The organism is Paenibacillus alvei DSM 29, assembly GCF_000293805.1.
Taxonomy (GTDB): domain Bacteria; phylum Bacillota; class Bacilli; order Paenibacillales; family Paenibacillaceae; genus Paenibacillus_B; species Paenibacillus_B alvei.
This window is the reverse complement of record NZ_AMBZ01000006.1, coordinates 88136-113454: the sequence shown is the minus strand read 5'-3', so window position 1 is coordinate 113454 and position 25319 is coordinate 88136. Positions and strand designations below refer to the sequence as shown.

Genomic DNA, 25319 nt, shown 5'->3' with positions numbered 1-25319 from the left:
GCACACAAATATGTATGTCTTGGTGACGGGAGCTGCTGGATTCATCGGCTCCCATCTGTGTGAACGACTGCTCCAGGACGAAAATGTACACGTAATTGGCGTTGATGGCTATATTGATTCATCAACACCGCGGCATCATAGGGAATGCAATCTCGACTCGCTGCGGAATCATTCAAGATTTACCTTTCACGAAGCAAATCTTTTAGAATCCAACAACGAATTGCTGCTGAAGGATGTTGATGTAGTGTGCCACTTAGCAGGCATGCCAGGAGTGAGATCAAGCTGGGGATCAGATTTTTATCATTATGCCTCTCATAATATCGTGGTAACACAGCGATTATTGGAAGCTTGCAAGTCGAACCCCGTTCGCAAATTTATTTATGCCTCGACATCATCTGTGTATGGAGAAAAAAACGGGAGAGTCGATGAAAGTGCAGTCACTGAGCCTTTGTCGCCTTATGGCGTCAGCAAATTGACCGGGGAGAACCTCTGTCGGGTATATTTGCACAATGACGGCATTCCGGTCACGGTGCTTCGCTTTTTCACTGTATATGGACCCAGACAACGTCCAGATATGGCCTTTCACCGCTTTATTCGTCAACTGATTCATGGTGAACCGATAAGCTTATATGGAGATGGCAGCCAAACTCGCGACTTTACCTATGTGTCTGATTGTGTAGAGGGGGTTGCAGCCGCCGTTCATGCGAACGGGATTCTAGGGGAAACCTTGAACATCGGTGGCAAGCAGCGCGCCTCCATATTGGAATGTATTGATTTTCTACAGAAGCTGATTCCACATAAGGTTCAGATTCAGTATATGGGCAAAACCTATGGGGAGCCAAGTCATACATGGGCTGATATAAGCAAGGCGCAGAAGCTGCTTGGTTACAATCCGCAGGTAGATTTGCTTGCAGGGCTTGAGCAGGAAGTTGCATCGCTTCGACAAGTATATGGTTTATAGGTAAGAAGTGGCGTCGAAGTTATCGACGCCACTCTTGATCAAAAGCAGTGACTCAGCTCCATACCTCCAATATTTCTTGGGCGACACGCTGCCATATGAACTGTTTCTCTGCAATTCGTCTTCCTCTTAATCCCATCTGTTTGCATTCTTCCATATTCGAAAGAAGATGGTTCAGCTTATCCGCATATTCGATCGGATTCTCGGGATCTTCAATCAGAAGCCCATTATTATGAAGAACTACTTCTGGATTACCACCGCGTGAAGTTGTGAGAAATGGAAGGCCTGCTGCCATCGCTTCATAATGTACTCTCGCCAACGGCTCATTCCATATTGAGGTACAAACGAATATATCCGCTGCACAAAACCATCGATGTACTTCGTTCGCCTGCACATATCCGGTCGTAATAACTGGAATAGGGGAGCGGGCCGCAATTGCTCTTACATATCCAATATAATCACTGACTTTATTATCGCTGTACCATGCACCGCCAACAATAACTAGCACGGCATCCGAATGTTTCAGATGCGACATCGCACGTACAAGCACGTGGGGCCCTTTTTTCGAGATAGTCTTCCGACAAATAAAATGACTTTTTTGAAGAAAGCTGATGCTCTGCGCGAAGGCTGTTGCGAGTATTGCGAGCATAATCGGACTCGACCCATGGTGCGAACAGAGAGGTGTCTGCTGCCGAATATATGGTTCGTATTTTTGTTGCGGCGTGAGGATGATATCTGCATATTTCCTGTCCAATATATTTGCTGATTGTAATAATGGTTTCCGTCTGTTCTACAACGGCTTTTCCTTCTTCCGGATGAATTTTGCCGGGGTGGAACATGTCATTGTGCATACTTAAGATGATTCGTGAATGAGGTGCTACACTCCGCACGGGGAGGACCAAGCGTGGGCGATTAAAGATATGAATTAGATCGTACTTCTCTCCATGCTGAGTGAGAAATCGAATAACTCCTTCGGCATAAAGCTCGAACAATCCCTCTGAAGGAAGACGTACATAACGAATTCCTTCAGCGACCTCAACATCAGGAAGCTCCGGATCTGATCGACCGAGTACCGTAAGGTGGTGCTTCCGGCTCAACAAAGAAGCTACTCCTCCGATATAAGTTTGAATGGCGCCGCCCCTTATATTCGGGACAGGAAGCTTCTCCGTACAGATCATTAATATGTTCATGCCGTATGTGTCCTCCTGTCTTATCCAGTTTTACGGAAGCGTAATTTTTTCCTGTTTTTGCGCAGCTTTGCTGAACGGAGCGATCTCTTCTTTCGACTGACCAATGAACGGAGCGCCCTCTTCTTTCGACTGACCAATGAACGGAACAATCTCTTTTTTCGGCCGACTATGGATATTGTTCGTTGGCCTAAAGATTTTCTTTTACGCTTGCGGCGAAGCGCAAGCTTTTTTTGTGACAATGCTCTATTTGTGCTGTGTCGGCGTGTTCTTCTACGCTTGCGACGAATAGTTTTGCTGCTGCGTTTTCTATCAAAGATCGCTTCAGGTGCGGAATCGGCTGCAGCTGCTGTTGGATTAGATGCTGTAGCATCGGTTCGATCAACGATATCAGAATCCGATATGATGTTTGATATCGTATCAGTTGCAGGTTTACTGTCTGGATGGAGTGCAGGGGCAGATACTGGTTGTATGGAGATAGAAGGAATTGCATTATATACGAATTCACCGCTAGCATAATCACCGGGAGCATACTTTTCAATATCGCTGGCCAGCTCTTTCAAAGCCTGCCATTTGGTGCTTTCCGTAGCAAGTACGCGTTGCAGCACGCCTTCCAATTCCGTACTCATGAAGGTGGTTGGGTCAAACACGATTTCTTTGACATGCTTATAGAATTCGTTCGGAAATGCCATATCCAAGCAAAGCAGTTCGAACATTTCCCGATCCATTGGGTTGGCTTCATGGTAAGCACTTATCATTCCGCGTATCCAAGTTGTATCCCAGTATCCCATATCATCCATTGTACTCGTAATCAATTTTCGCAAATCGCGAAAAGGAAGATCGTACGCTACCCCATCTAGGTCAATAACCCATATTCCACCGGGTCCCATCTGGCCATTAGACCATCCGTAGTCTTGATGAACCAACCCCCAATATGGCTCTCCCATAGCCACCATGTTGGTGTATTTCGATACGTTCAGTAATCGATCTAATGTCTCCTTCGCTTGATTCTGGAATTCATCAACAACATCGAGCAGTTGCTGACTGACAGGGAACTCGCGATAGGCTGAGGCAATGTCCCGGAACCATCCGATTTTTGCAATGATTTTCTCGTAATAATCTGGCCATGTGTATAATCTTGAAGACTTGCCCGCACCTGCAGGAGGAACGTATCCCTTCGAGAATCGATGGAATTCGCCGAGACCGTAACATAGTGCAGCTGCTCCCTCTAAGTCAATCTTAGAAACAGGCTGCATTTGCTCTATCCAGTCCGTTACAATCCATAGCTTTCCTCCTGCTTCAACATATACCTTGTTTTCAACCGTGGAGATAAGTGCTGGTACGCGAGCTCCTTGATCAACCAGATACTGCTGTGCCCCGATACTGAACAAACTGCGAGCAGGGGTACGATGAAGAACCTTAAGGCTTCGTGAACCATGATTCGTTTCAATTCGCCAAATCGCGCCGCCCTTGTCAGGTTTAGAGGTTATCAGCACCATGCTGGATACTTGCATGTCATATTTCGTCATCACATGGCGCGCGGTCTCTTCCACCTCTGGAGGCACATACTGCTCAAGAATGGTTCCTGGCGGTACGGCATCAATTAGATGTTCCCACGGCTGTATTTGAAATGGATCCAACGGCATTCCCTCCACATTGATATTCGTTACTCATAGGAAAAAGGAATTGAATATACATTCAGCTTTTTGTGATTTGTACGGTATGAATCTGTGAATCATAGATGTTCGTCCGGTCTGCCATTGCTTCTAATGTGATGCGCCCCGTATCTATCAAATAATTACTTATGCCATGCCCTCATTATTCAGTATTTCTCGATAGATGATGAAGGAATCGCTGGCTTGATGGGACTCTTGTTAGGCGGCTTTGTTCTAGGATTATCACGTTTTCCCTGATTCTTTTTAAGGTCGGTGTCTGTTTGCTTCTCTGTATTGGTGCTCGCCCTTAATAAGGGGATTAGCGCATAGTATATTGATATGTCATAGGAACAAAAGTGAAAGGTACAATCGTATATTTATGAAATCTGCTTGCTGATTGTTAAGCAAATAGAAGGAGACGGCTTCAATGAAGTTTTCACTTATGGATGAGTTTATAGTTCAAAGGGTGGAGACGAATTAAAAAATCGAAAAGCTGCATTGGCTGAATGTGAATATCATTGACAACCGGTAAGCAATTAATCCTTATAGCAAAAGAAGTATTGCCCTTATAGGGAAATACTTCTTTTCGTCATTTTAGCGCTCCACGGTATCTAAGGAAGGCAATCTGTTCTTTTCTCCCCAGTCGCACATCATATCTAATAGAGGAATGAGCGAAAGACCACGCTCTGATAAGCAATATTCTACTTTAGGAGGTACTTGCGGATATTCCTTGCGAATAACTAGGCCGTCCGCCTCCATTTCTTTTAACATGACACTTAGCGATTTAAATGATATTGTACCAATGCTGCGCTTCAGTTCATTGTGCCGCATCACCTTTTGTTGAGCCAGCCAGTACATAATGATCATTTTATATTTGCCGCCGATTAAGGATAATGTATAGCCGAAGGCGGTATCTTTGAGGTTCACGCCAGTCGGAACACAGGATTTTTGCAAAGGTCACACGCTCCTTCGTTATTCCGTTCTAATTGAGCCCTATAAGAAGATTAGTCCTCAAACCGCAGCGTAAATAGAATGGCCTCTTCGATATTGCTCAACGATTCTGGTGACAAAACGGAAGTTATTATTTTGTGAGAACTTGTCATTTGCATACCCCATACCGGAATTGAATCCTTTGCAAGGAAGGATTTAGGGTTGCTGTATGACATAAGCGTACTTCCAACCTCCTTTTTCTTCGATGGATTTGTGAAAACGGTGTACAAGTTTGTACCGGATTCATGGGCTATCCCAACTTTAATCTGTTTCATATTACCTTGCTCGTTAATAGAACCTAACGTATCTATGGATATTATAAGCTCAATTTCTTTGTGTTCCTCTTGATTTGGGGTGAGGAATAAATCGCCAACGCCACCGACGGTTTCAACTTTCTTTCCATGCTTCCATATCTCAATGTCCAGGTTTGCATGCGGTTTTTTTCCTTCATAGCGTAACGTAAATGCTCCTGTCATATTACCGAGAAAAGGCTTTAGTTTGGCTGCTTCTCCCTCAAATGGGTCTGCGGGAGTCAATATTATTTTTGCAGGTGCAGATTTGCCATCTGGTAAGGTCTGCGTTGATTCTGCAGTACATCCTGAAAGCAGCAATACGATCAGGAGAACATATGTTAATCCTCGCTGTCTGTTCATCTTGTTCCTCCTTATGCGGTGCATACCATACCTGTTATTCGAAATGGAAAAGCTAGAGTAGGCATGTGATTATATTGTACTATGAACATGTACTTACATTGTACTTTGAGTTTGATTTGATCTTTGGCTCATGTGAGAAATGAAAAATAACAAATGACAAATAACAAATAACAAAGACAGAGAACATGCGATCGTATGCAGGAAGGAGTCATACATGAACATTTTAGAGAAAAGAAAAGCAGAGCTATATGCTTATTCGGCCGAGCGAACAGCGGCAGATGATTTTGAGCTTTTTTGGGAACGGACACTAGGGGCATCGCGGAATAAGCCGCTGAACGGGAAGCGTGAGGAAGCAGACACTTTGTCCCCGTACATGACAGCATACCAGATTACGTATGAAGGATATGATCATACCCTGATACATGGATGGTATGTACTTCCAAAATTCATGGATGCGGCGAAACTGCCCTGTGTGGTTATCTACCATGGCTACCATGGCAGCAAACGATATCCGGAGAGCTATGCCGATTGGCTTCTGATGGGTTATGCGGTATTTGCAGTTGATGTTCGGGGCCAGGGAGGCGACACCGGAAATGAGCTGTCTCATTCATTCGGCATGACAAAGGGCTGGATAACACAAGGCATACTTCATCCGGAAAAAAGCTATTATCAGGCCATCACCGTCGATGCGATTAAAGCCGTGGAGTGGGTGTTCCAGCAGCCAGAAATTGATAAGGGGCGTATCTATGTTGCTGGTGCCAGCCAAGGGGGAGGGCTGTCCTTGCTCGTATCTGCGCTAAGCGACATTCCTGCCAAGACAATTGCGGATATTCCGAACATGTGCCATATGGATTTCGGCATATTGCACTCCACAGGATCTCTGACTGAGGCAGCAGCTTTTATTTCCGCTTACCCAGAATATGAATCACAAGTGATGCGGACATTAAGTTACTTTGATGTTCTGAATCTAACGGATCGTCTCCGCAAGCCTGTCTTGATGTCTGTAGGGCTGAAGGATCCGATATGCATGCCGGAGGCGGTATTTGCGGTGTACAATCAAATCTTGGTGCCTAAGGAAATGCATGTGTACCCGTTCAACGGTCATTATACGACAGGCGATCATTTCAGAAAGCAAATCGAATTCTTGAGAAAAAGCATCAATTAACGATGTAAATCGATTACTGCATATTCAACATGTCCCTTTCATATTGATCAATGGAATAGTTGCGTATTCAGGGATGTTGATCTAGCGTGCATGTAGATTGCAGGGGGCTTAGAGACGCATCTGTTCCATTAATTTCAAGAAGGGAGCGGTAAAATCATCATGGTATGGAATGATTCGAAGCAAATGCAAATTCCGCAGCCCATCCGCGAAAGTGACGGCGCAGGCGCTACCGATCTTGGCCCACGCGATGTCATGCGAGATATGGAAAATCCAGATATGTTCGTTCCTCCGATAACGGATGCGGGTTTGATTCCCAATTTGAAGTTTTCATTTTCCGACGCTCATATGCAGCTTAATAGAGGCGGCTGGTCACGAGAAATAACGATAAGAGAGCTGCCAATTGCTAAAACGCTAGCAGGTGTGAATATGCGGCTTACCCCCGGCGGAGTGCGAGAGCTGCATTGGCATCAGCAGGCAGAATGGTCGTTCATGATATTGGGGCGGGCACGAATTACCGCCGTCGATCAGAATGGCCGTAATTTCATCGCCGATGTAGGCCCAGGTGATTTGTGGTATTTTCCGCCGGGTATTCCTCATTCGATTCAGGGACTTGAAGAAGGTTGCGAGTTCCTGCTTGTATTCGACGATGGCAGTTTTTCGGACTTAAATACGCTGTCGATCTCTGACTGGTTTGCCCATACACCGAAAGAGGTGTTATCCGCTAATTTTGGAGTGCCGATGTCCGCTTTTGACCAAATCCCTCAGGGGCAGGTTTATATTTATCAGGATCAGGTGCCCGGGACGATTGAGAGTCAGCAGGTGCCCGATCCGTTCGGCACAGTGGAGCCAACCTTCGTCTATCGGTTAATGGCACAGCCCCCACTTACCACGCCGGGCGGCTCAGTGCGCATCGTCGATTCCTCCAATTTCCCAGCATCGCGCACGGTTGCTGCTGCGCTGGTCGAGATTAAGCCAGGAGCCATGCGCGAAATGCATTGGCACCCTAACAATGACGAGTGGCAATACTACTTGAGCGGACAGGGGAGAATGACTGTTTTTGCGGGTAACGGCGCTGCACGCACATTTAACTATAGAGCAGGAGATGTAGGATATGTACCATTTGCATTCGGACACTACATTCAGAACACGGGAACAGATAGCCTGTGGTTTCTTGAAATGTTCAAAAGTGACCGTTTTGCAGACGTTTCCTTAAATCAATGGATGGCCCTTACGCCGAAGCTTCTTGTTCAATCCAACCTAAATGCATCGCCTGAATTAATGAGCGCCCTGCGGGCAACGAAATGGCCGGTTGTAAAATATCCCGGCATTCCTCCGGTTATAGAGTAAGAAGACCAATTGCGTGTGGTTCCACTTTCCTATATATTTCTACTTGGCGTCATGATAGACTTTCAATTTTAAATTCAATCTGCAGGTTGACTTCAAATTGCAGTACTCAAAGCTCAATAACAGGTGTGATCGTGTTTCTAGCTGCTGTTCTCCTTCGATTGGCAGTTGGGTATTGGGGCAGAGAGCATGCTCTGGTATCAGTAAGTAATGCACTGGTCATGATTCCGCTCGGCAGTGTATGTGCTAGACGCTATTTTCGGTACTTGCGTTATCAGAATATGCAGGGCCAAAGGAGATTTTGATACGCGAAAATCTGATTCAGAAGGTAAGGCAATGAGCAGAGAACGGAAGAAACCATTCATACGATCGCACATGTAAAGCTGCTGCACAAATATAAGGCAGACAATGTGAATACTCATTTATCTTATAGCAAAGAGATCATGAATGAACTGATAACCATGGTCGATCATGCGTTTCAAGAAATGGGAGGCATCTACCAGGAGTGGCATAAGGCTGGCAGACGAGAGCAATTGGAATTATAAGCGAATCAGGTGACAGGTATCATGAAAAATGATACATACGAATGTGCAGCCAAGCCAGTTGTGAATAGATTCAATGGCTTGGCTGTATTCATTTTTTTCCACTATTCAGGTTTATTGCCTACATTCGGATTGGGGACATACGAACTCTTATAGTCTTTGTACGTAACATCGGTCACCATCCCTGCAGAAGCATGATGCAAGTCATGGCAATGGAACATCCAGTCTCCAGGATTATCGGCTTCAAATGCGATGACATATTGCTCCCCGGGTTTTACATTCAATGTATCCTTTATGATAGGTGAGCCCTGTAGTGGCTGGCCGTTTTTGCTCAATATCTGAAAGAAATGTCCATGCAAATGCATCGGATGATCATCAGTTGGCGATCGATTGATGAAAGTAACCATTACTTTGTCGCCCTTCGCGACTTTAATCTTGTCCGTATCCGGAAACACCTTGCCGTTGATGGTGTACACCATTTCCCCATTTTTCATTGCCGTATTCAAATTCATCGTTACCCTTTGATCATACGTCTGTTCAAGTGTAAATAATGATTTCGCTATTTCTCCATAAGCAGCCAGATTGAATTGTGGGAGGGTTTCGGCCGTGTCGGATTGGACAACCGGTTTTGTGATGTCCTCATACTGAATGACGGCCCTCATATTGCGGACTCGCTCTTCTTTGCTATGCTCGTCCAACAGCCATGTACCAGGATTGTCTGCTATAAACTCAATATCGTAACGTTCGCCGGGCGCAATCGATAATATTTGATCTTGAATGACAGCTGGGTTGTTTATAGGCTGCCCATCCGTGGCAATTACCTTGAATTCATGTCCTTGCAGGTGCATGCGATGCGAGAGATATCCAGCGTTGATCAAGCGAAGCCGAACCTTATCACCTTGTTTGACCTTAAGCGGTTCTATCGCATCGCCTGATTTTCCGTTGATTGTATACAAATCATACATGCTCATATCGTGGCCGCCCATCTGCATGGTGTTGTGATCCATGCCGTTATTGCTGCTATTCGACATATTCATCTTTGAGTGATCCATTCCAGACATGTCTGAATAATCTTTGGGCTCGTTCTCATTCGTATGTTCTGTATTCATCGCTTCTGCACTCATCCATTCGTCGAGGACGAGCGTATAGTCACGATTATATTGTTCCTTTGGATCCTCGACAATGAGAGATCCGTATAGACCTTTATCCACTTGGTTGACACTGTCTTGATGGGAATGGTACCAATACGTTCCTGGAATTGTTGCTTTGAACTCATAGGTGAATGACTTCCCTGGAGCGACAGCATCTTGGGTGACGCCAGGAATGCCATCCATGCTATTCGGTACGGGATAGCCGTGCCAATGGATCGACACCGGCTCTGGCAATTCATTTTCAAGCGCAATCTTGACGGTATCTCCAACCTTCACTCGAATTTGCGGCCCAGGAACAGAATTATTAAATGTCCATACTGGGAGTACAACCCCATTGGAAACTTCCAAATTACTTTGTTGGGCAGTAATCGTTAACGATGTGCCGTCGACAGATGCAGCATGCGTTGTGCGTTTAACCGGTGAGGCATTTGACTCCAACTTCGATTTTTGGCTGTTCTCCATAGATGAATGATCCATATTTGTCTGATCCTTGTCGTTCCCTCCATTCCAGCATCCGCTTGTTACAAATGCGATTACTGTTGTGATGACCATGGTTTGCATGACTCGATAGCGAGTTGTGAATAAGCTTTTCAATGCATTGCCTCCTCAATTATCATTTTTGTAGATTACATTCTCAGCATAAGCAACAATTATGGAGAAATGATGGAGATCCATAGAAAATACAAATTTATGCAGTACTTTTTATACTCAAAGGATTTAAGTAGGGAGGAGATTATGCAGAAAGGCAAAATACTGGTAATGAGGGACAATTCGAGCGCGACGGAGCATTTTGGAATTCGATACCGGCAGTAAAAAATCACCGAGTTTATGATGTGGATGGAAAGTACTTTTGGACGTATGATCCGATTGCAGTTCAAGCACAGGTACAAAAAGTGACCGAGATGCTTGTAGAAGGCAGCAAAGCAAAGAGTGAGAAATAATATTTGTACAATAAATCAATTTATTTTGTCCATTGCCACATGAGGAATAATGTCCTAAAATGAATATTGATGCAAATGATAATCAATATCAATTAAATTCAAGAATCAGCAAGGGTGGCATGTATGAGTCAAGTGGCTAAATCTTTACCTAAGGAAGCTGCATCGCGAGCAGTTGAATTTCGCTCACGTCCACTGGCAGCAACACTTATTCTTTTTGGCGGTTTCTTCGCATTAATGTTAGGGATCGCTATATCTGTATCGTTCGGTGCGGCAGATATTCAAGTGACTACGGTATGGGAGTCAATTTTTCGCTTCAATCCGGAAGTAACACAGCATCAAATTATTCAAGAAATTAGACTGCCGCGCGTATTGGGCGGGGCAATGGTAGGAGCCTGCTTCGCTGTTGCCGGAGCCATTATGCAAGGTATGACTCGCAATCCGCTGGCGGATTCAGGATTGCTTGGCTTGAATGCAGGTTCAGGGTTCATGCTGGCTATCTGCTTCGCATTTTTTCCAGGTCTGCCTTACATGTATTTAATTTTGTATTCTTTTCTTGGTGCAGGCTTGGGCGCAGGGCTAGTGTATGGAATTGGATCATTAGCTAGGGGAGGATTAACCCCTGTTCGAATGGTATTGGCCGGGGCGGCACTCAGTGCTCTCTTATCCGCACTGAGCGAAGGGATCGCATTATATTATCGAATTGGTCAGGACTTGGCATTCTGGTACGCTGGTGGAGTAGCGGGCACGAAGTGGCCGCAGCTAGAAGTGATGTTCCCGTGGATTTCAGTTGCTCTTGTAGGGGCGATTGTATTATCACGTTCGATTACAATGCTCAGTCTTGGAGAGGAGATCGCTAAGGGGCTCGGTCAGCGTACACGTCTTGTAAAACTGGCAGGCACAGTCATTGTGCTTATTTTGGCTGGTGCGGCCGTATCTGTTGTTGGAGCTGTTGGCTTTGTAGGCTTGATTATTCCACATGTTACCCGTTATTTAGTCGGTGTGGATTATCGCTGGATTATCCCTTGCTCTGCCTTGCTTGGCAGCTTGCTTGTTGTATTCGCTGATCTTGCTGCTCGCATGGTGAATCCGCCATATGAAACACCTGTTGGGGCATTAATCGCTTTAATTGGTGTCCCCTTTTTCCTCTTCTTAGCTCGTAAGGAAAGGAGGGGGCTGTAAGCGGTGACAAATCTATCTATCACGATGATTCAAAAACGAAAAAAGCAGCGAAGTATCGCGATTATGATCACGATAGCCGTGCTGATTGTCATTATGTTCATCATCAGCATGAATACAGGATTTATTCGCTTATCTCCCATGGATTTGCTGCGAACATTGTTCGGTTCAGGAACGAAGAAAGAAGAGCTAATTTTATTCGACTTCCGGTTACCACGCATCGTTATTTCTTTGCTTATCGGTGCGGGTCTGGCGGTATCCGGATGTGTTATGCAGGCCATATCGCGCAATCCATTAGCTGATCCGGGGATTTTAGGCATTAATGCAGGTGCTGGACTTGCCGTGATGCTGTTCATCTCATTCTATCCGTCAACTGCACAGGCTCCAATCTATTTGTTGCCTGTGTTCGCATGGCTCGGCGCTGGACTAACAGCGGTGCTCATATGTTTGCTATCCTATAAGCGGCATGAGAATATATCTCCTACGCGATTACTGTTAACCGGTGTTGCTGTTGCCGCAGGTATCAGTGCTGCTATGATCGTATTGACATTAAAGCTTAGTCCAGAAAAATATCAAACGATGGCGACGTGGCTTGCCGGAAGCATCTGGGGTACGAATTGGAAGTATGTGCTTGCACTTCTTCCGTTCATCATTGTGTTATTACCCTACATATTCTACAAGGCTCGAATCATGAACGTTCTTAACTTGGGAGAACAGACGGCAACAGGGTTGGGAGCATTTGTATCAAGAGAACAAATTTTGCTGCTGGCAGCGGCGGTAGGCTTGGCAGGCTCATGTGTCGCAGTAAGCGGAGGCATCGGCTTTGTTGGGCTTATTGGCCCGCATTTAGCTAGACGGCTTGTGGGTTCCAAACACCAACTCCTGCTGCCAACTTCGGCTTTAGCCGGGGCCTTGCTTGTGATTACGGCAGATACGATTGGACGATGGATATTACAGCCATCAGAAGTGCCTACGGGAATTGTCGTCGCTGTAATCGGCGCTCCTTACTTCCTATATTTATTAACGCGCTCAAAAGCATGATAAATAAAACTTCGGATTTTAAAAAGGAGGAAGGGAGGTTTCCCATTGCTGCGCAGAATTTTTGCATACTATAAGCCGTATAAATGGCTGTTTGTCATTGATTTTTCCTCTGCTCATCATTCATGTGTATTTGAATCATGCTTCGAGGTATGCGCAGCACATGGTTGCGATCAAGGCGGGAACAGTTGTACGGGAAGGTTCGCCAGCCGAGGTCATGAAGAAGAAGGTGCTGCGTGAGGTATTCTCCATTGAAGCAGATATTGTGCCTGATCCGCGAACTGGAGTACCTCTGTGTTTCCCTTTCGAGTGAAGTACGGTGGTGGCTGCGGGTGCATAAATGAATGAACGGCACAGTCGATCGAATGTGCCGTTTTCCCTCGCTATCTTCCTTCAGCCTTATCTCCGCGCAGTACCATGCAAGTACTCGTTGCATAAGCAACCAGGCTGTTATTGTCGTCATATACATTACAATCAATAAGTCCAATTGTCTTACCCTTCTTCACACTCTTTGCTTCTGCTCTAATGGTTCCATTCCATACAGGCTTCATGAAATTGATTTTTAATTCAATCGTCGTAAAAGTCTCTTCCGGCAACAGAGTGGAGCCGAAGGCCATGCCCATTGTGATATCAGCAAGGGTACAGGTGATTCCACCGTTAAGCGTGCCTTGCGGATTGGAATGCTGCTGATCTACATCCATTTCAAATATGGCATGTCCAGGAACTACTTCGATCGCTTTTATCCCGATGAGCTGCTCTACTGGCGAAGGTTCCACAAAGCCTACGAGCACATTGCGGTAAAACTCTACTATTTTATTTTCCATAAGTCACCTCGTCTTGGCATAACTTGCTAAAAATGTGGAGCTAGCTCTCAACATGTTAGAATTCTCTTATACAAAATATAACATATGAACATGGGATATTATAACATCCATTGATTAAAATTTTCTTTCTTAAAAGCATGACAGCATAGTGTTGATTGCGAACAAAGCAATCTGGCATTCCCATTTCAATCATGCGATAATGTACATACTTCTGGAGTTATTTTCAGCTCTACGAATTGGATACGTGCGCATGTAAAGCTTAACATCAGGTGAGGAGTGCAGAAGAGAATGAAGAGCAATGTTGGAGAGCAGCAGATCAGATTCATGACTTTTAACGTCAAATATGACAACGCTTACGAAAAAGATTGCGAGAATAGCTGGAGCCGCAGGGCGGGGATGGTGGCTAGTATGATTCGATACCATCAGGTAGATGTGGTAGGAACGCAGGAGGCATTGAGGCATCAGGTTGCCGATTTGGAACGAATGCTTCCCGAGTTTGGCTGGATTGGGGCAGGCAGGGACGATGGTGCAGACACAGGAGAATTCGTTGCAATATTTTATCGCAAGGATCGTGTTAAGCCGCTAGAGCATGGAACGTTTTGGCTATCCGAGACACCCGAAATCCCAGGAAAACGAGGATGGGATGCCGCTTGTCCACGCATCCTGACATGGGTCCAGTTTTTAGACAAGTTGACAGGAACCAAGTTCATTCATTTCAATACGCACCTTGATCATATTGGAACCGTTGCAATGAAGCAGAGTGCCCATATGATCTTAAATCGGCTTCCCGAATTGGCGGGTAATGATCCAGTAGTAGTAACGGGAGACTTCAACTGCACGGAATCGTCCGAACCCTATCAGATTCTCACGACTGGCCAGGACGGTAAAGCAGTGCTGCGGGATGCGCGGTACGCCGCAAAGAACTCCCACTTTGGACCATCCTTCACGTTCCACGGTTATCAGCTGACACAATTAATCGACTGTCTATATTACAATGGATCAGTATTCAAAGGGGATAACGGAGAGGATCTAGATTCGCCTATCGATTATGTATTCGTGAACGAGCATGTTGACGTTTTTCAATATGCAATTCTTTCGGATCAGGTTAACGGTCAGTTTCCATCCGATCATTTGCCTGTGGTTGTAGACCTTTCATGGCACTAATTCTTCATATTTATACGGTAAATTAAAGGCCGCGTCAGCGCGGCTTTTTTCATGTCATTTTCGACGAAGGCTGTTCGTAAATGCGGCACAGTTCAAATAACCGGTGTATACGGAGGCAATTATAATTTATTTCCGCTCGGTGTTTTTTGCAAGAAATATTACACTAAAAATGGGGCAAGCACCGGTTATTCATTATATGCCGGAATTGTACAACAAAATAGAGGAGGGAAGTTTTGATCCCTCAGCCATCATTACGCATCAAATGCCGTTGGATCAAGCAAGCCATGCGTACCGTATTTTCAATAATCATGAGGATGAATGCGTAAAGGTTGTATTAAAGCCGTAAGTGTTGCTGTAGATGTACCATGACCATGCTTTAAATCCGTTTAATTTTATCGGAATTAGAGAATAAAAAGTTTGGATAAGTGTAAAATAAATCTAAAATGACGTGGATATCCCACGGAGGTGTGCCCGAGTGCAAGCTGACAAACGTTTTGACTTATTAGCACTTTCTTCAATTCCATTGATAATGACTTTAGGCAATTCAATGCTAATCCCTGTATTGCCTGAAATCAGGAGACAGTTGAAGGTTAGCTCGTTCCAAACAAGTCTGCTCATTACTGTATACTCGGTCATGGCGATTTTCCTCATTCCTATTGCCGGCTATTTATCTGATCGCATTGGCCGTAAGGCAGTCATCATTCCCAGCCTTCTCATAACAGGCATTGGAGGCGGTGTGTGCGGTGCAGCGGCGGTCTGGATGGATCATTCTTATTCAGTCATTTTATTGGGAAGGGTTCTGCAGGGCATTGGCGCTGCTGGCGCAATGCCCATCGTTCTGCCTTTAGTAGGGGATATGTTCAGCAGTGAAAAAGATGTGAGCAGCGGTCTCGGCATTATCGAAACGGCCAATACATGCGGCAAAGTATTAAGCCCTATTTTGGGGACAGCCCTGGTAGCGATCGTTTGGCATCTTCCTTTTTGGGCCATTCCGGTATTGTGTCTAATTTCGATCCTGCTCGTTCTTTTTTTGTCAAGCAGCCCAAAGAATCTGATTCTGAACCGATTCCCATTCGCGACTTTTTAAAACAAGTGATGCAGTTGATTCGAGAGAATTCGCGTTGGCTAATCGCCCTATTTGTTATCGGTGGACTTTGCATGTTCATGCTGTTCAGCTCGTTATTTTATTTATCAGAAACGCTGGAAGACAAGCATGGGTATAAGGGAATAATAAAGGGTTTGCTGCTAGCAATACCTCTGGCCGTATTAAGCTCTTCCTCTTTTATTGCCGGAAAATGCATAGGCAGTAATAAAATCGCGATGAAATGGATCATTGTGTGCGGTTTGGCTTTAACAGCGGCAGGACTTGGCATGTGCATCCTGATGACATCGGTTGTTCCCTTGTTCATTTGGCTAAGCGCAGCCTTTCTCGGAATAGGAGCATCCTTGCCATGTCTCGATTCCTTTATAACCGCTAGCATTGAGAAGAAGCATAGAGGCACGATTAGTTCCTTGTACAGCAGTATGCGCTTTGTCGGCGTGGCAGCCGGCCCAATGATTGCAGCACTGGTGATGAATCATGCACGGATCAATTTATTTCTGATCTTATGTGCTTGTGGGATAGTAGCCGCACTTTCCGGCTTGTTTGCAATCAGAGTTTCACGCGGTTCACAACAATCATAAAGTTAACTCTTACGGCAGTTCCCTTGGCTGAATTGATTTTCGGATAGCTGGCCGAGAAAACTGCCGTAGAGAAGTTGTTAATGAAGGTACAATTGATAGGTTGCAGAAATGTAAAGTGGTTCTTTTGAATTGCAAACTATTAAGATGAACGTGAAGCGGAGAACCGCAGTGTCAGTGACCAAAAAACAATTCCTATAGCACTAACTATGGCACCCAATATGCTTACGCCATTCCAACCCCAAATTGCATAAACATTCGTTGATGCGATTGATCCTAATGCACTGCCAAGTGAATAGAAAATCATATAACCGGCCGTCAAGCGACTTCGCGATTCGGGGCGAACGGCTAATATCATGCTTTGATTGGTAACATGAACGGCCTGAACAGCAAAGTCAAGCAGGATGATTCCGCCAATAAGCGCAAGCAAAGATTGATCTACATAAGAAATCGGCAGCCAAGATGCAAACAGCAGAAATAGTGCCGCCCCAGTCGTACGTTGACCTAATCCTCGATCGGCCCAGCGTCCTGCTTGTGCAGCTGCAATCGCTCCGGCTACACCAGCTAACCCAAATGCTCCGATTGCACTATGGGAGAGGGACAAGGGAGGAATACGCAATGGCAAAACAAGCGATGTCCATAAAATACTGAATGCTGAAAAAATGAGTAGGGCGAGTACGGCACGTATCCGTAATATCGGTTCCTCTTTAAATAAAGTGAGGACAGAATTAAGAAGCTGCTTGTATGACAGAGATGCACGAACGGAATCTTGTCGCGGTAGTATGTTGTATAACGTGATTGACATGATGAGCAGTAAGGCAGCAGACACAAGATAGACCGAACGCCAGCCTGCAATGTCGGTGAGAATGCCAGCCACACTCCGGGCAAGAAGAATGCCGATTACAACACCGCTCGTTACGGCGCCGACAACTTGCCCGCGCTCGAAGGATCCGGCCAAATTCGCCGCATAGGCAACAAGCACCTGTGTCACTACCGCTAACAATCCAACGCAAGCCATGCCAATAAACAAAATCGTGCTGTTCGGAGCAATCCCTACTGCAACAAGCGCTGCTACAGACAGAAGCATATGTAAAGAAATCAACTTACGCCGGTTCATCATATCGCCCAGTGGCACCAATAACAATAATCCAGCAGCGTAACTAAGCTGCGTGATCGTAATGACGATCCCAATTGTAGAATGCCTAATGCCAAATTCGCCAGCTATGGCGTCCAATAACGGCTGCGCATAATATACATTGGCAACGGCCAAGCCGCACGCTGTCGCAAGCAAAAGAACAATGGAGCGGGATAAAGAAACTTCAGATATTCGCGCACTCGTACCCATCATTGCAACTCCTTTTAATTATAATTTTTATTATGTACTGATCGGTATGTTATATAGCCGAAAAATACCATGCTAAAAAGTGAGTTGTCAATATTTTTCTGAAAATCAACTGAATAATGCTCAATACATAAATCTTGAAATCATATTTCGTTTGACAGATCATGTCCTATAGTATATTTTTATTGTACCGTTAGGTATGATATGTCTATTCTACTTCTATCATCATCGTACAAAAAACGATCTGTAAATAGAGTTTAGAGAGTAAAGGAGGAGGGACATGGCCCGCCCGCGTGAATTTGATGAGGAAAAAGCACTGCATGCCGCGATGCAATTATTTTGGGAAAAAGGATATGAAGCAACTTCCTTAAGCGATCTAACCGCACATATGGGAATACAACGCCCAAGTTTGTATTCTGCTTTCGGGGATAAAATAGGTTTGTTCGAAGCTGCGCTGCGAACATATACACAAGCTCATGCCGCCCGCATTCGCGCGCAGTTGTTGAATAAGCCCTCTGTAAAAGAAGCGTTCCGGAGCATATTCGAAAGCATTGTTCAAGAAGGGAGCGATTTGCATGAGGGAAGCGGCAAAGGATGCTTTTGCATCAATACAATGGTTGAGCTTGCACCTCACGACGCTAAATTTGAAGTTCTGACAAGGGAGCATCAAATGTATCTCGCAGCCATTTTTCAGGAGTCAATCGAACGCGGAATACAGTCTGGGGAACTGAAGTCGGATATGAACGCTAAGGCAATTGCACAGGCTTTAGTCATTTCGCTGATCGGTGTCACCGTTATGATGAAATCTCGTCCGGATGAATTATTTATGCGCAATTCCTTACATGTTATCCTTCAAAGCTTAGAGTAATGATAGCTGCTGCGGTCATTTACATTAAAAGACGATAAAGAGGTGGCAAGACCAATAGAAGAGGGGATTGATCTCGTAAGCCAGCCATAAAGCAACATCTATACCGAACGTGTATTTTTCGAATCTTGCGAAGTCATATGGCGTCGATTTGATCCTCTCAATCGCAATGATAACTCGTGGATTTTTGAAGGAGGTATGTTTTCAATCTTGATAATATGTTTATAAATACCAGCACTTCAATTCAAACACACTATAGTTTATACATTGAATATAAGTTTTTTACACTTATGTAAGCGCTTCATTTCTAGTAGATTTAAGTTGTACTCGAATATAGCACCTCATGGTGCGAGGAGGAGACTTATAGTGGTCAACACGATGAAAAAGAAAATGAAGCTTTTACTCATCACCTCGCTTCTTGCTCTATCTACATTTGGGCCGATTATGGCTTCAACTGCTCATGCGGAGCAGCCGCGCACCTCTTATTGGCATCCGGCAACACTTCTAGAGTGGAGCCCTACAGCCGACAAGGATGCGAAGTTCAATCGGGGAACGATTCCGCTTGCAGAGCGATTTACCGGCCAGAAGGTGAATCCGAATGCACAGACCCAATCGCGGCTTGTTGCTTTGTCTGCGTTAAATGACAATACTAGCGGCGTTCCGTCTCAAGGATCCAGTCAATTCCGTGCGGATACGTTCGGATATTGGCAGTATGTCGATATGATGGTGCTTTGGGGAGGCTCGGCTTCCGAAGGACTTATCGTACCTCCGAGCGCGGACATTATCGATGCGTCCCATAAGAACGGAGTGCCGATTCTTGGAACTATCTTTTTCCCACCGAATGTATACGGGGGCAACTATCAATGGGTACAGCAAATGCTGCAGCAAAAACCGGATGGCTCCTTCCCGGTAGCAGACAAGCTGCTTGAGGCAGCAAGCTATTTTGGCTTTGACGGCTGGTTCATTAATCAAGAGACGTCGGGCGGCAATACGGCTGATGCTGCGAAGATGCAGCAATTCATGCAGTATTTGCAGACTCATAAGCCATCCGGCATGCATGTTATGTGGTACGATTCAATGACGAACAGCGGAAGTATTAGCTGGCAAAATGAATTGAATGCAAGAAATCAGATGTTCTTGCAGAATGGTGCGCAGAAGGTGGCGGACAGTATGTTCCTTAACTTCAACTGGTCTGCATCCATGCTGCAAAACTCCAAAAATAAAGCAGCCAGTCTTAATCGAGATCCGTATGATTTGTACGCCGGCATCGATACAGAAGCGAATGGCTACAATACGTACGTCAATTGGTCAGGGATTTTCCCTAACAATCAGGCGCCTGCTACATCATTGGGCATCTATCGTCCGGATTGGGCATATCGCAGCTCTTCCAATAATGATGATTTCTACGCGAAGGAAATGAAATATTGGGTAGGACCGAATAGTGATCCGCGCAATACGGCGACTTCTTCCAATTGGAAAGGAATTGCGAATTATTTTGCAGATAAATCATCGATACAGCAGTTGCCTTTTACAACTAACTTCAATACGGGGCATGGCAGTCAATTTGCGGTTGATGGCAACATTATGAGCACGAAGGAATGGAATAACCGCAGCTTGCAAGACATCCTTCCTACATGGCGTTGGATTGCGGAAAGCTCGGGTACAGCGCTGAAACCAAGCTTTGATTGGAACAACGCGTATTATGGCGGAAGCTCCCTCAAAGTATCTGGTGCACTTAGTCCGCAGAATGCTACTCATTTGAAGCTGTATAGAACTAGTCTGCCTGTGTCTAGCGAAACAGAAGTCTCCGTTACATATAAGACTGGGGAGTCTGCTTCAAATATGAAGGTTGGTGTATCCTTCGCCGATAATCCGGAGCATTTTGAGTTCTTTGATGTGGGCGATGGGGAAGCTTCCGCATGGAATACAAAAAGCATCTCGCTGGGCAGCTTTGCCGGCCGCACGATTGATGCGTTGTCCTTGAAGTTCGACAGTGGGAATGCGCTCAGCAACTATGCGATCAATATCGGTCAATTATCTGTTCGCAATGCTGGTTCATCATCAGCACCGGAGACTGTAACGGGCTTGGCCATTGAGGATGTTGATTTTTCTGGAAATACAGCAGATGCGCGTTTAAGCTGGAATCCTTCTTCAGGGGATAAGATTCAGGCGTATGAGGTCTATCGGGTGAAGCCTGATGGCACACGGGAATTCATAGGCGCAACGCCTAATACTGCGTATTATGCACAACCGATGAGCCGACTTGGAGGTGAAGAATCTACGACTCTGGAAGTGGTTGCGCTAGGGGAGAATGGGGCACGCAGTACAGCAGCACAAGCCAGTTTCCAATGGAAGCAGGCATCATCTAAGATGAATCTAGCACTGAATCAGACAGCGACTGCAGACAGCTTTGTGCCAGGCGAGACACCTGCCAAGGCATTCGATGGCACAACAGCGAACAACAGCAAATGGTGTGCAACCGGCTCCGAGCCGCACTGGCTGCAAGTCGACCTGGGTTCAGTCTATTCCATCGATCAATTTATCATTAAGCATGCTCAAGAGGGCGGCGAGTCATCGAGCTTCAACACGAAAGAGTTTAATATCCAGCTTAGCGAGGATGGAACCAACTGGACGGATGTTGTTCAGGTGACGGGAAATACGATGGGAAAAACAACGCATAGCATCGATCCGATGTCAGCGCGTTATGCGCGTTTGAATGTGACGAAGGCGACACAGGAATCCGATACAGCAGCTCGCATCTATGAGTTTGAGGTGTGGGGACAGCAGCTTCAATAATACAAGCGAGCCCTGACAACAAACAGGTTGTCAGGGCTTTGGTTAACGGTTCAGACGAATCATCCCAGAATCCTCTATCTGGACGCGGACGTCAATCCGTTCAAGAGAGTTGGGCGTGAGCTGCAGCAGGGAACCATTTTTGTTTTTTTCCAAATGGAGAGGTACTTGCGATAAACATGATTTTGCAACGAATAAATGTCAAGGTTTCTATTCAACCCCTGTTGAAATGTTTGTTGTACATCATTCCTTACTTTTTCCTTTGCCGCTGCGATGATAGCTTCTTCGGTTGCATTATCGGCAATTTCTTCGACAGAGCTGCGGACATCAATTACGAGGTTGAACTTGGGGACTTCGCCATGCAGCGACACATTAACGGATACTTTATGTTTATTTATTGTAAGTATCGCATCAGGGCTGGTTGGACGCCCGACTCCTATATGTATATTATGAATTTGATTTGACAGCCACCTCAATCCTAATACTTCTTCCTGCGTCAACCAATTTTTGTACTTTCCGTTTTGAAGGACGAATACTCCATTGAGTTCGTGCTGACTAATTGTTTTTTGTCCTTCATCCATTCCTCATTGTTGAGTGAAAGGCTGGGCAATAATACAGTACATCCCGGCTCATTCAGCAGTGCGACCATTTTCAGCAGCTGCAGCGGAGGAATGTTGGTCTGCTGCTTCAATATTTCATCCGGGGCATATAGCATAGACGCGATGGGCGACAAATTAAACGGAGGCGTTACCGCGAATAGGTCAGCGATCGGAATTTTGGTGCCGTACACCCATGGTGTATATCGAATTCCTGAAAAACGAAGAAGGGAATCAATCATCTTATTTACGTCCTTATGCAAGGCACGCTCACTGAAGATGAGTACAGTCGTATGATCCCAAATGACTTGCAGGGTAGAAGCGGCATATATGTCATTTACCGCTGAATCAAGTGTGTATCCTTCTCCCTTCCCGATCCATGTCGGCGGTTTGCTCGGGCTTCTGGTTCCTTCCTGCTTCGCTACATTGGTGAACTCCAGCGAGTTCGTGTACACGATATATTTACCATTAACATAATCAATGCCCAAAGCAGTAACATAGTTCATATCCTGGACATTTTTAATGTCCCAACAGCCTGCAAGTGGTAGAACCAGAGACAGGATGCTGACAAGCAGCCATAATCGTTGTTTTCTGCTCCTGTATAGAGATCTCTCTCCTTCATGATAAAATAAGCTCATTTTGGCTCCTTTCCTTCGCGAGTCTTGTCAGTTGTTCGGAGCATAATGGGACGTCGGTTCACAATCTTGACAGGCAATGCAAGAAGCGATTTCAGCATATCCCCGAAAATAGGCGGTGACAGTGGCGATAAGTAGGGCATGCCAAATGAATGCAGTGACGATAAATAGACCAGTATGGCCATGACAGAAATAAAGAAGCCGTACATGCCAAGTATGGAAGAAACGATTAGCACAAAGAGACGCAATATACTTACCGTGCCGCTCAGCGACTGGTTAACCAAAGTAAAGGTAGCTACAGCAGTAACTGCCGCTACGACAAGCGTAGTCGGAGAGCTGAGACCTGCTCGGATCGAAGCATCTCCGACAATTAGTCCACCTACGACGGCAATCGTCTGCCCAACTGCCTTTGGCAATCGAATGCCTGCCTCACGGAATATCTCAAATAGCCCAAGCATCAATATCATTTCCATAGGAGCGGACAGTGGAAGTCCTAAGCGAGAGTTCGTTACCGTTGCCAAAAGAGGGAACGGAAGCTGTTCTAAATTAAAGGCAATTAATGCAATCCAAAACCCAGGCATATAGATAGAGATAAGTAAGCCGATTATTCGCAGCAGTCTTTGAAATGCTACGAAAAAATACGGAAAATGAATATCTTCCGGCGATTTCAAGGTTAATACTAAGTTAGCTGGGCTAGGCATTCCCTCTACAATAATAATGAATCTTCCTCTTACGAGGGATTGTACAGCGTAATCGGGTCTTCCAATGTAATCGAGCAAAGGGAACAAGGAATAAGGCGAGTCGCCAAGCGCTTCACCAAGCTGTGAGCCGCTTACGATTGCATCTGTATCGATTGCTTCGATGCGTTGCTTAATATCACGCATCATGCTTGGATTCGCTATATCCTCAATGTAGAGCAAGGAAACTTTAGTTTGGCTGCGGACCCCAATCACAAAGGATTCGCATTTCAAAGAGCGGGTTCGCAAGCGCTTGCGGATAAGCGCAATGTTCACCGCACAGTTCTCCGTAAACCCATCCTTCGGGCCTTTTATGGATATTTCCGTATTGGATTCTTCAGGAGCTCGATTGGGCGGATCTGCAATATCGAGAGAATAGTAGGCGCTCAATTCTTTGAATTCGATAATGAGATGCCCGGCAAACAACAATGTCTCCACGGCTTGCACACGATTCTTAGCATCGATAGGCTGGAGTGCCAATAAGTTATTGTGAAATAGATCGTGAAGCGAATTGGCACCCTCTAGATTGGCTTTTAACAGCGGAATCACATATTGATTCAACTGTTTAATGTCAGCCAATCCTTCGCAATAGATGAAGGATACAGTGTACGAACGAGTGCTTGATCCAAATGAATACGTTTTCTTCTGAACATCTGCGCAATTCTCCAATGATCGAAACAACTGTTGAAGGGTAAGCGGCTGGTTTTCAGTTGATTGAACATCAAGTTTCTGATTCAACGTTTTATTTGGTTTCACGAATGATCCCCCCATTGTATCTGTACTGTCTGTAGTAGGTGAGAAAAGCGAGTATTACGGACAGAAATACAAGTACATAAGTGACGCTTGGGAAATAGATGTTTCTTAACAGATTGACGAATTGAATGTCATCTCGATAAGCAACAACAGCAAAGCATAATAATACAGCCACCAATACACCAATACCAACTCTCGTGTGATTTTCGCGATGAGGAATGGTGTCTATAATGAGGAACAGGGCCAACGATATGCGGATGAATGAACCGGATATCCATTGATAGATCGATAAAAAATCGAGATGCTCAATGTACTTGCCCGCGGTTACAATTCTCCACTGCTCGAAAGCTGGATACCGCATGTAAGAAGCATTTTCAATTCCGAAGTTGGCTATTGAGCCTAGATAAGGGCCAATTGTAAGGCCGGCTAGAATGATCGCCAGTGTAGACATCCCCCAAAATCGAGGTTTATTTGACATATGCGGCAGTAAGAAGATAATAAGAAGCAGCTCGGCCATTCCAGCTCCAATTAGAATCAGCCCATTTATAATGGGAGTAAACCCGTGCTCCAACATCGGGAAAATGAGGGAATAATCCTTGTATTGAAAATTGGCACTCATCACAACATATCCGAGAATGATGACGACCGGAAAAAGAATACCAGCGCAAATTGCAATTGATTGTATGCCAATTAAGGCGCTGAAGAGCGACAATAAAATCAATACACCTGCGATTACAGTTGTTGGGGTGGTGGGCAAATACGATATTTTAGTCCATGTTACTGTGTCTTCCAACGTAACAAATGCCGAAAAAAGCAAATACGCAATCATCAAAATCGTAACCAACCATGCAGCAAAGCTGCCACCCAGTGAATAAACCCATGAGAACAAGGGGAGGGGACGATCCGGTTTGGCTCGAACAGTAAACAGAAGGAGCGGAATCCAGCATAAGGTGAGTACGAGTGCAATCAGTACACTGACCCAACCGTCTTTGTGCGCTTCACGCAGCAGAACAGGAATGATAGTAACGTGATTCATTAGACCTGTTGACAAGATGACAATAAAGCAGGCTTGCAGAAAGGTGATAGAATGACGCGGCATGATGTTTGTTCTCCTTTGTTCGATCTCTAGT

Annotated in this window: 22 protein-coding genes and 2 pseudogenes; 12 read left to right on the top strand and 12 right to left on the bottom strand. The window is 45.2% G+C overall.

Annotated features, from left to right (window positions below; all coding sequences use genetic code 11):
* Positions 1 to 10: 10 nt before the first annotated feature.
* The gene (locus tag PAV_RS19740) at positions 11 to 961 is read left to right on the top strand and encodes an NAD-dependent epimerase/dehydratase family protein (protein ID WP_005549238.1); all 951 of its coding nucleotides are present in this window, start codon (positions 11 to 13) and stop codon (positions 959 to 961) included.
* A 52-nt stretch (positions 962 to 1013) separates the two neighbouring features.
* On the opposite strand, the gene PAV_RS37365 is transcribed toward PAV_RS19740, so the two are convergent.
* From PAV_RS37365 to PAV_RS19720, 5 genes are all read right to left on the bottom strand, one after another.
* Positions 1014 to 1493, bottom strand: a complete 480-nt coding sequence (locus PAV_RS37365) for a glycosyltransferase family 4 protein (RefSeq protein WP_338010914.1) — start codon at positions 1491 to 1493, stop codon at positions 1014 to 1016.
* Positions 1429 to 2148 (bottom strand): glycosyltransferase, encoded by a 720-nt coding sequence (locus PAV_RS37360; RefSeq protein ID WP_338010913.1) that lies wholly within the window; start codon positions 2146 to 2148, stop codon positions 1429 to 1431. The genes PAV_RS37365 and PAV_RS37360 overlap by 65 nt, the downstream gene beginning before the upstream one ends.
* A 20-nt stretch (positions 2149 to 2168) precedes the next feature.
* Entirely contained in the window at positions 2169 to 3785 is a 1617-nt protein-coding gene (locus tag PAV_RS19730) for a CotS family spore coat protein (RefSeq protein ID WP_005549237.1), read from the bottom strand.
* 609 nt (positions 3786 to 4394) lie between these two features.
* On the bottom strand, positions 4395 to 4754 hold the full coding sequence (locus PAV_RS19725; protein WP_005549235.1) for a winged helix-turn-helix transcriptional regulator: 360 nt from the start codon (positions 4752 to 4754) through the stop codon (positions 4395 to 4397).
* Between the two features lie 50 nt (positions 4755 to 4804).
* Complete coding sequence (locus PAV_RS19720) at positions 4805 to 5443, bottom strand: hypothetical protein (RefSeq protein WP_005549233.1); 639 nt, start codon at positions 5441 to 5443, stop codon at positions 4805 to 4807.
* Between the two features lie 214 nt (positions 5444 to 5657).
* Here PAV_RS19720 and PAV_RS19715 point away from each other — a divergent pair, with 214 nt between their 5' ends.
* Positions 5658 to 6608, top strand: a complete 951-nt coding sequence (locus PAV_RS19715) for an acetylxylan esterase (RefSeq protein WP_005549232.1) — start codon at positions 5658 to 5660, stop codon at positions 6606 to 6608.
* 159 nt (positions 6609 to 6767) lie between these two features.
* Positions 6768 to 7955: an oxalate decarboxylase family bicupin gene (locus tag PAV_RS19710; RefSeq protein ID WP_005549231.1), complete on the top strand. Its 1188-nt coding sequence runs from the start codon at positions 6768 to 6770 to the stop codon at positions 7953 to 7955.
* Between the two features lie 643 nt (positions 7956 to 8598).
* On the opposite strand, the gene PAV_RS19700 is transcribed toward PAV_RS19710, so the two are convergent.
* Entirely contained in the window at positions 8599 to 10206 is a 1608-nt protein-coding gene (locus PAV_RS19700) for a multicopper oxidase family protein (protein WP_040736403.1), read from the bottom strand.
* A 503-nt stretch (positions 10207 to 10709) separates the two neighbouring features.
* Here PAV_RS19700 and PAV_RS19695 point away from each other — a divergent pair.
* From PAV_RS19695 to fecE, 3 genes and pseudogenes are all read left to right on the top strand, one after another.
* Positions 10710 to 11765, top strand: coding sequence for a FecCD family ABC transporter permease (locus PAV_RS19695; RefSeq protein WP_005549228.1), 1056 nt, complete (start codon positions 10710 to 10712; stop codon positions 11763 to 11765).
* A gap of 24 nt (positions 11766 to 11789) precedes the next feature.
* Positions 11790 to 12803, top strand: coding sequence for a FecCD family ABC transporter permease (locus PAV_RS19690; protein WP_085981374.1), 1014 nt, complete (start codon positions 11790 to 11792; stop codon positions 12801 to 12803).
* Between the two features lie 127 nt (positions 12804 to 12930).
* Positions 12931 to 13113: pseudogene (gene fecE / locus PAV_RS19685) on the top strand (Fe(3+) dicitrate ABC transporter ATP-binding protein FecE); the annotation flags it as partial.
* 70 nt (positions 13114 to 13183) lie between these two features.
* On the opposite strand, the gene PAV_RS19680 reads toward fecE, so the two are convergent.
* Entirely contained in the window at positions 13184 to 13624 is a 441-nt protein-coding gene (locus PAV_RS19680) for a PaaI family thioesterase (RefSeq protein ID WP_005549222.1), read from the bottom strand.
* Positions 13625 to 13912: 288 nt separating this feature from the next.
* On the opposite strand from PAV_RS19680, the gene PAV_RS19675 reads away from it, so the two are divergent.
* The 4 genes and pseudogenes from PAV_RS19675 (at position 13913) to PAV_RS36930 (ending at position 16471) form a co-directional block, all read left to right on the top strand.
* On the top strand, positions 13913 to 14788 hold the full coding sequence (locus PAV_RS19675) for an endonuclease/exonuclease/phosphatase family protein (RefSeq protein WP_005549220.1): 876 nt from the start codon (positions 13913 to 13915) through the stop codon (positions 14786 to 14788).
* A gap of 51 nt (positions 14789 to 14839) precedes the next feature.
* A pseudogene (locus PAV_RS36380) lies at positions 14840 to 15134 on the top strand (glutathione-dependent formaldehyde dehydrogenase); the annotation flags it as partial.
* A gap of 129 nt (positions 15135 to 15263) precedes the next feature.
* Positions 15264 to 15875: an MFS transporter gene (locus PAV_RS36935; RefSeq protein WP_005549219.1), complete on the top strand. Its 612-nt coding sequence runs from the start codon at positions 15264 to 15266 to the stop codon at positions 15873 to 15875.
* 14 nt (positions 15876 to 15889) lie between these two features.
* Positions 15890 to 16471, top strand: coding sequence for an MFS transporter (locus PAV_RS36930; protein WP_274517671.1), 582 nt, complete (start codon positions 15890 to 15892; stop codon positions 16469 to 16471).
* A gap of 139 nt (positions 16472 to 16610) precedes the next feature.
* On the opposite strand, the gene PAV_RS19660 is transcribed toward PAV_RS36930, so the two are convergent.
* Positions 16611 to 17813 (bottom strand): MFS transporter, encoded by a 1203-nt coding sequence (locus tag PAV_RS19660; RefSeq protein WP_005549217.1) that lies wholly within the window; start codon positions 17811 to 17813, stop codon positions 16611 to 16613.
* A 277-nt stretch (positions 17814 to 18090) separates the two neighbouring features.
* On the opposite strand from PAV_RS19660, the gene PAV_RS19655 reads away from it, so the two are divergent.
* Positions 18091 to 18678: a TetR/AcrR family transcriptional regulator gene (locus tag PAV_RS19655; protein ID WP_005549215.1), complete on the top strand. Its 588-nt coding sequence runs from the start codon at positions 18091 to 18093 to the stop codon at positions 18676 to 18678.
* A 363-nt stretch (positions 18679 to 19041) separates the two neighbouring features.
* Positions 19042 to 21471 carry an endo-beta-N-acetylglucosaminidase gene (locus PAV_RS19650; RefSeq protein WP_005549213.1) on the top strand — a complete coding sequence of 810 codons (2430 nt, stop codon included), beginning with the start codon at positions 19042 to 19044 and terminating at the stop codon, positions 21469 to 21471.
* Between the two features lie 74 nt (positions 21472 to 21545).
* Here the strand turns inward: PAV_RS19650 and PAV_RS19645 are convergent, their stop codons facing one another.
* Genes PAV_RS19645 through PAV_RS19630 form a run of 4 tightly spaced genes read right to left on the bottom strand, consistent with a single transcriptional unit; the run spans position 21546 to position 25288 of the window.
* Positions 21546 to 21968, bottom strand: coding sequence for a Ger(x)C family spore germination C-terminal domain-containing protein (locus PAV_RS19645; protein WP_040736318.1), 423 nt, complete (start codon positions 21966 to 21968; stop codon positions 21546 to 21548).
* Positions 21965 to 22702 (bottom strand): Ger(x)C family spore germination protein, encoded by a 738-nt coding sequence (locus tag PAV_RS19640; protein ID WP_005549210.1) that lies wholly within the window; start codon positions 22700 to 22702, stop codon positions 21965 to 21967. Before PAV_RS19640 ends, PAV_RS19645 begins: the two co-directional genes overlap by 4 nt.
* Positions 22699 to 24192 carry a spore germination protein gene (locus tag PAV_RS19635; RefSeq protein ID WP_005549209.1) on the bottom strand — a complete coding sequence of 498 codons (1494 nt, stop codon included), beginning with the start codon at positions 24190 to 24192 and terminating at the stop codon, positions 22699 to 22701. The genes PAV_RS19640 and PAV_RS19635 overlap by 4 nt, the downstream gene beginning before the upstream one ends.
* Positions 24179 to 25288, bottom strand: coding sequence for a GerAB/ArcD/ProY family transporter (locus PAV_RS19630; protein WP_005549208.1), 1110 nt, complete (start codon positions 25286 to 25288; stop codon positions 24179 to 24181). The genes PAV_RS19635 and PAV_RS19630 overlap by 14 nt, the downstream gene beginning before the upstream one ends.
* Positions 25289 to 25319 lie beyond the last annotated feature (31 nt).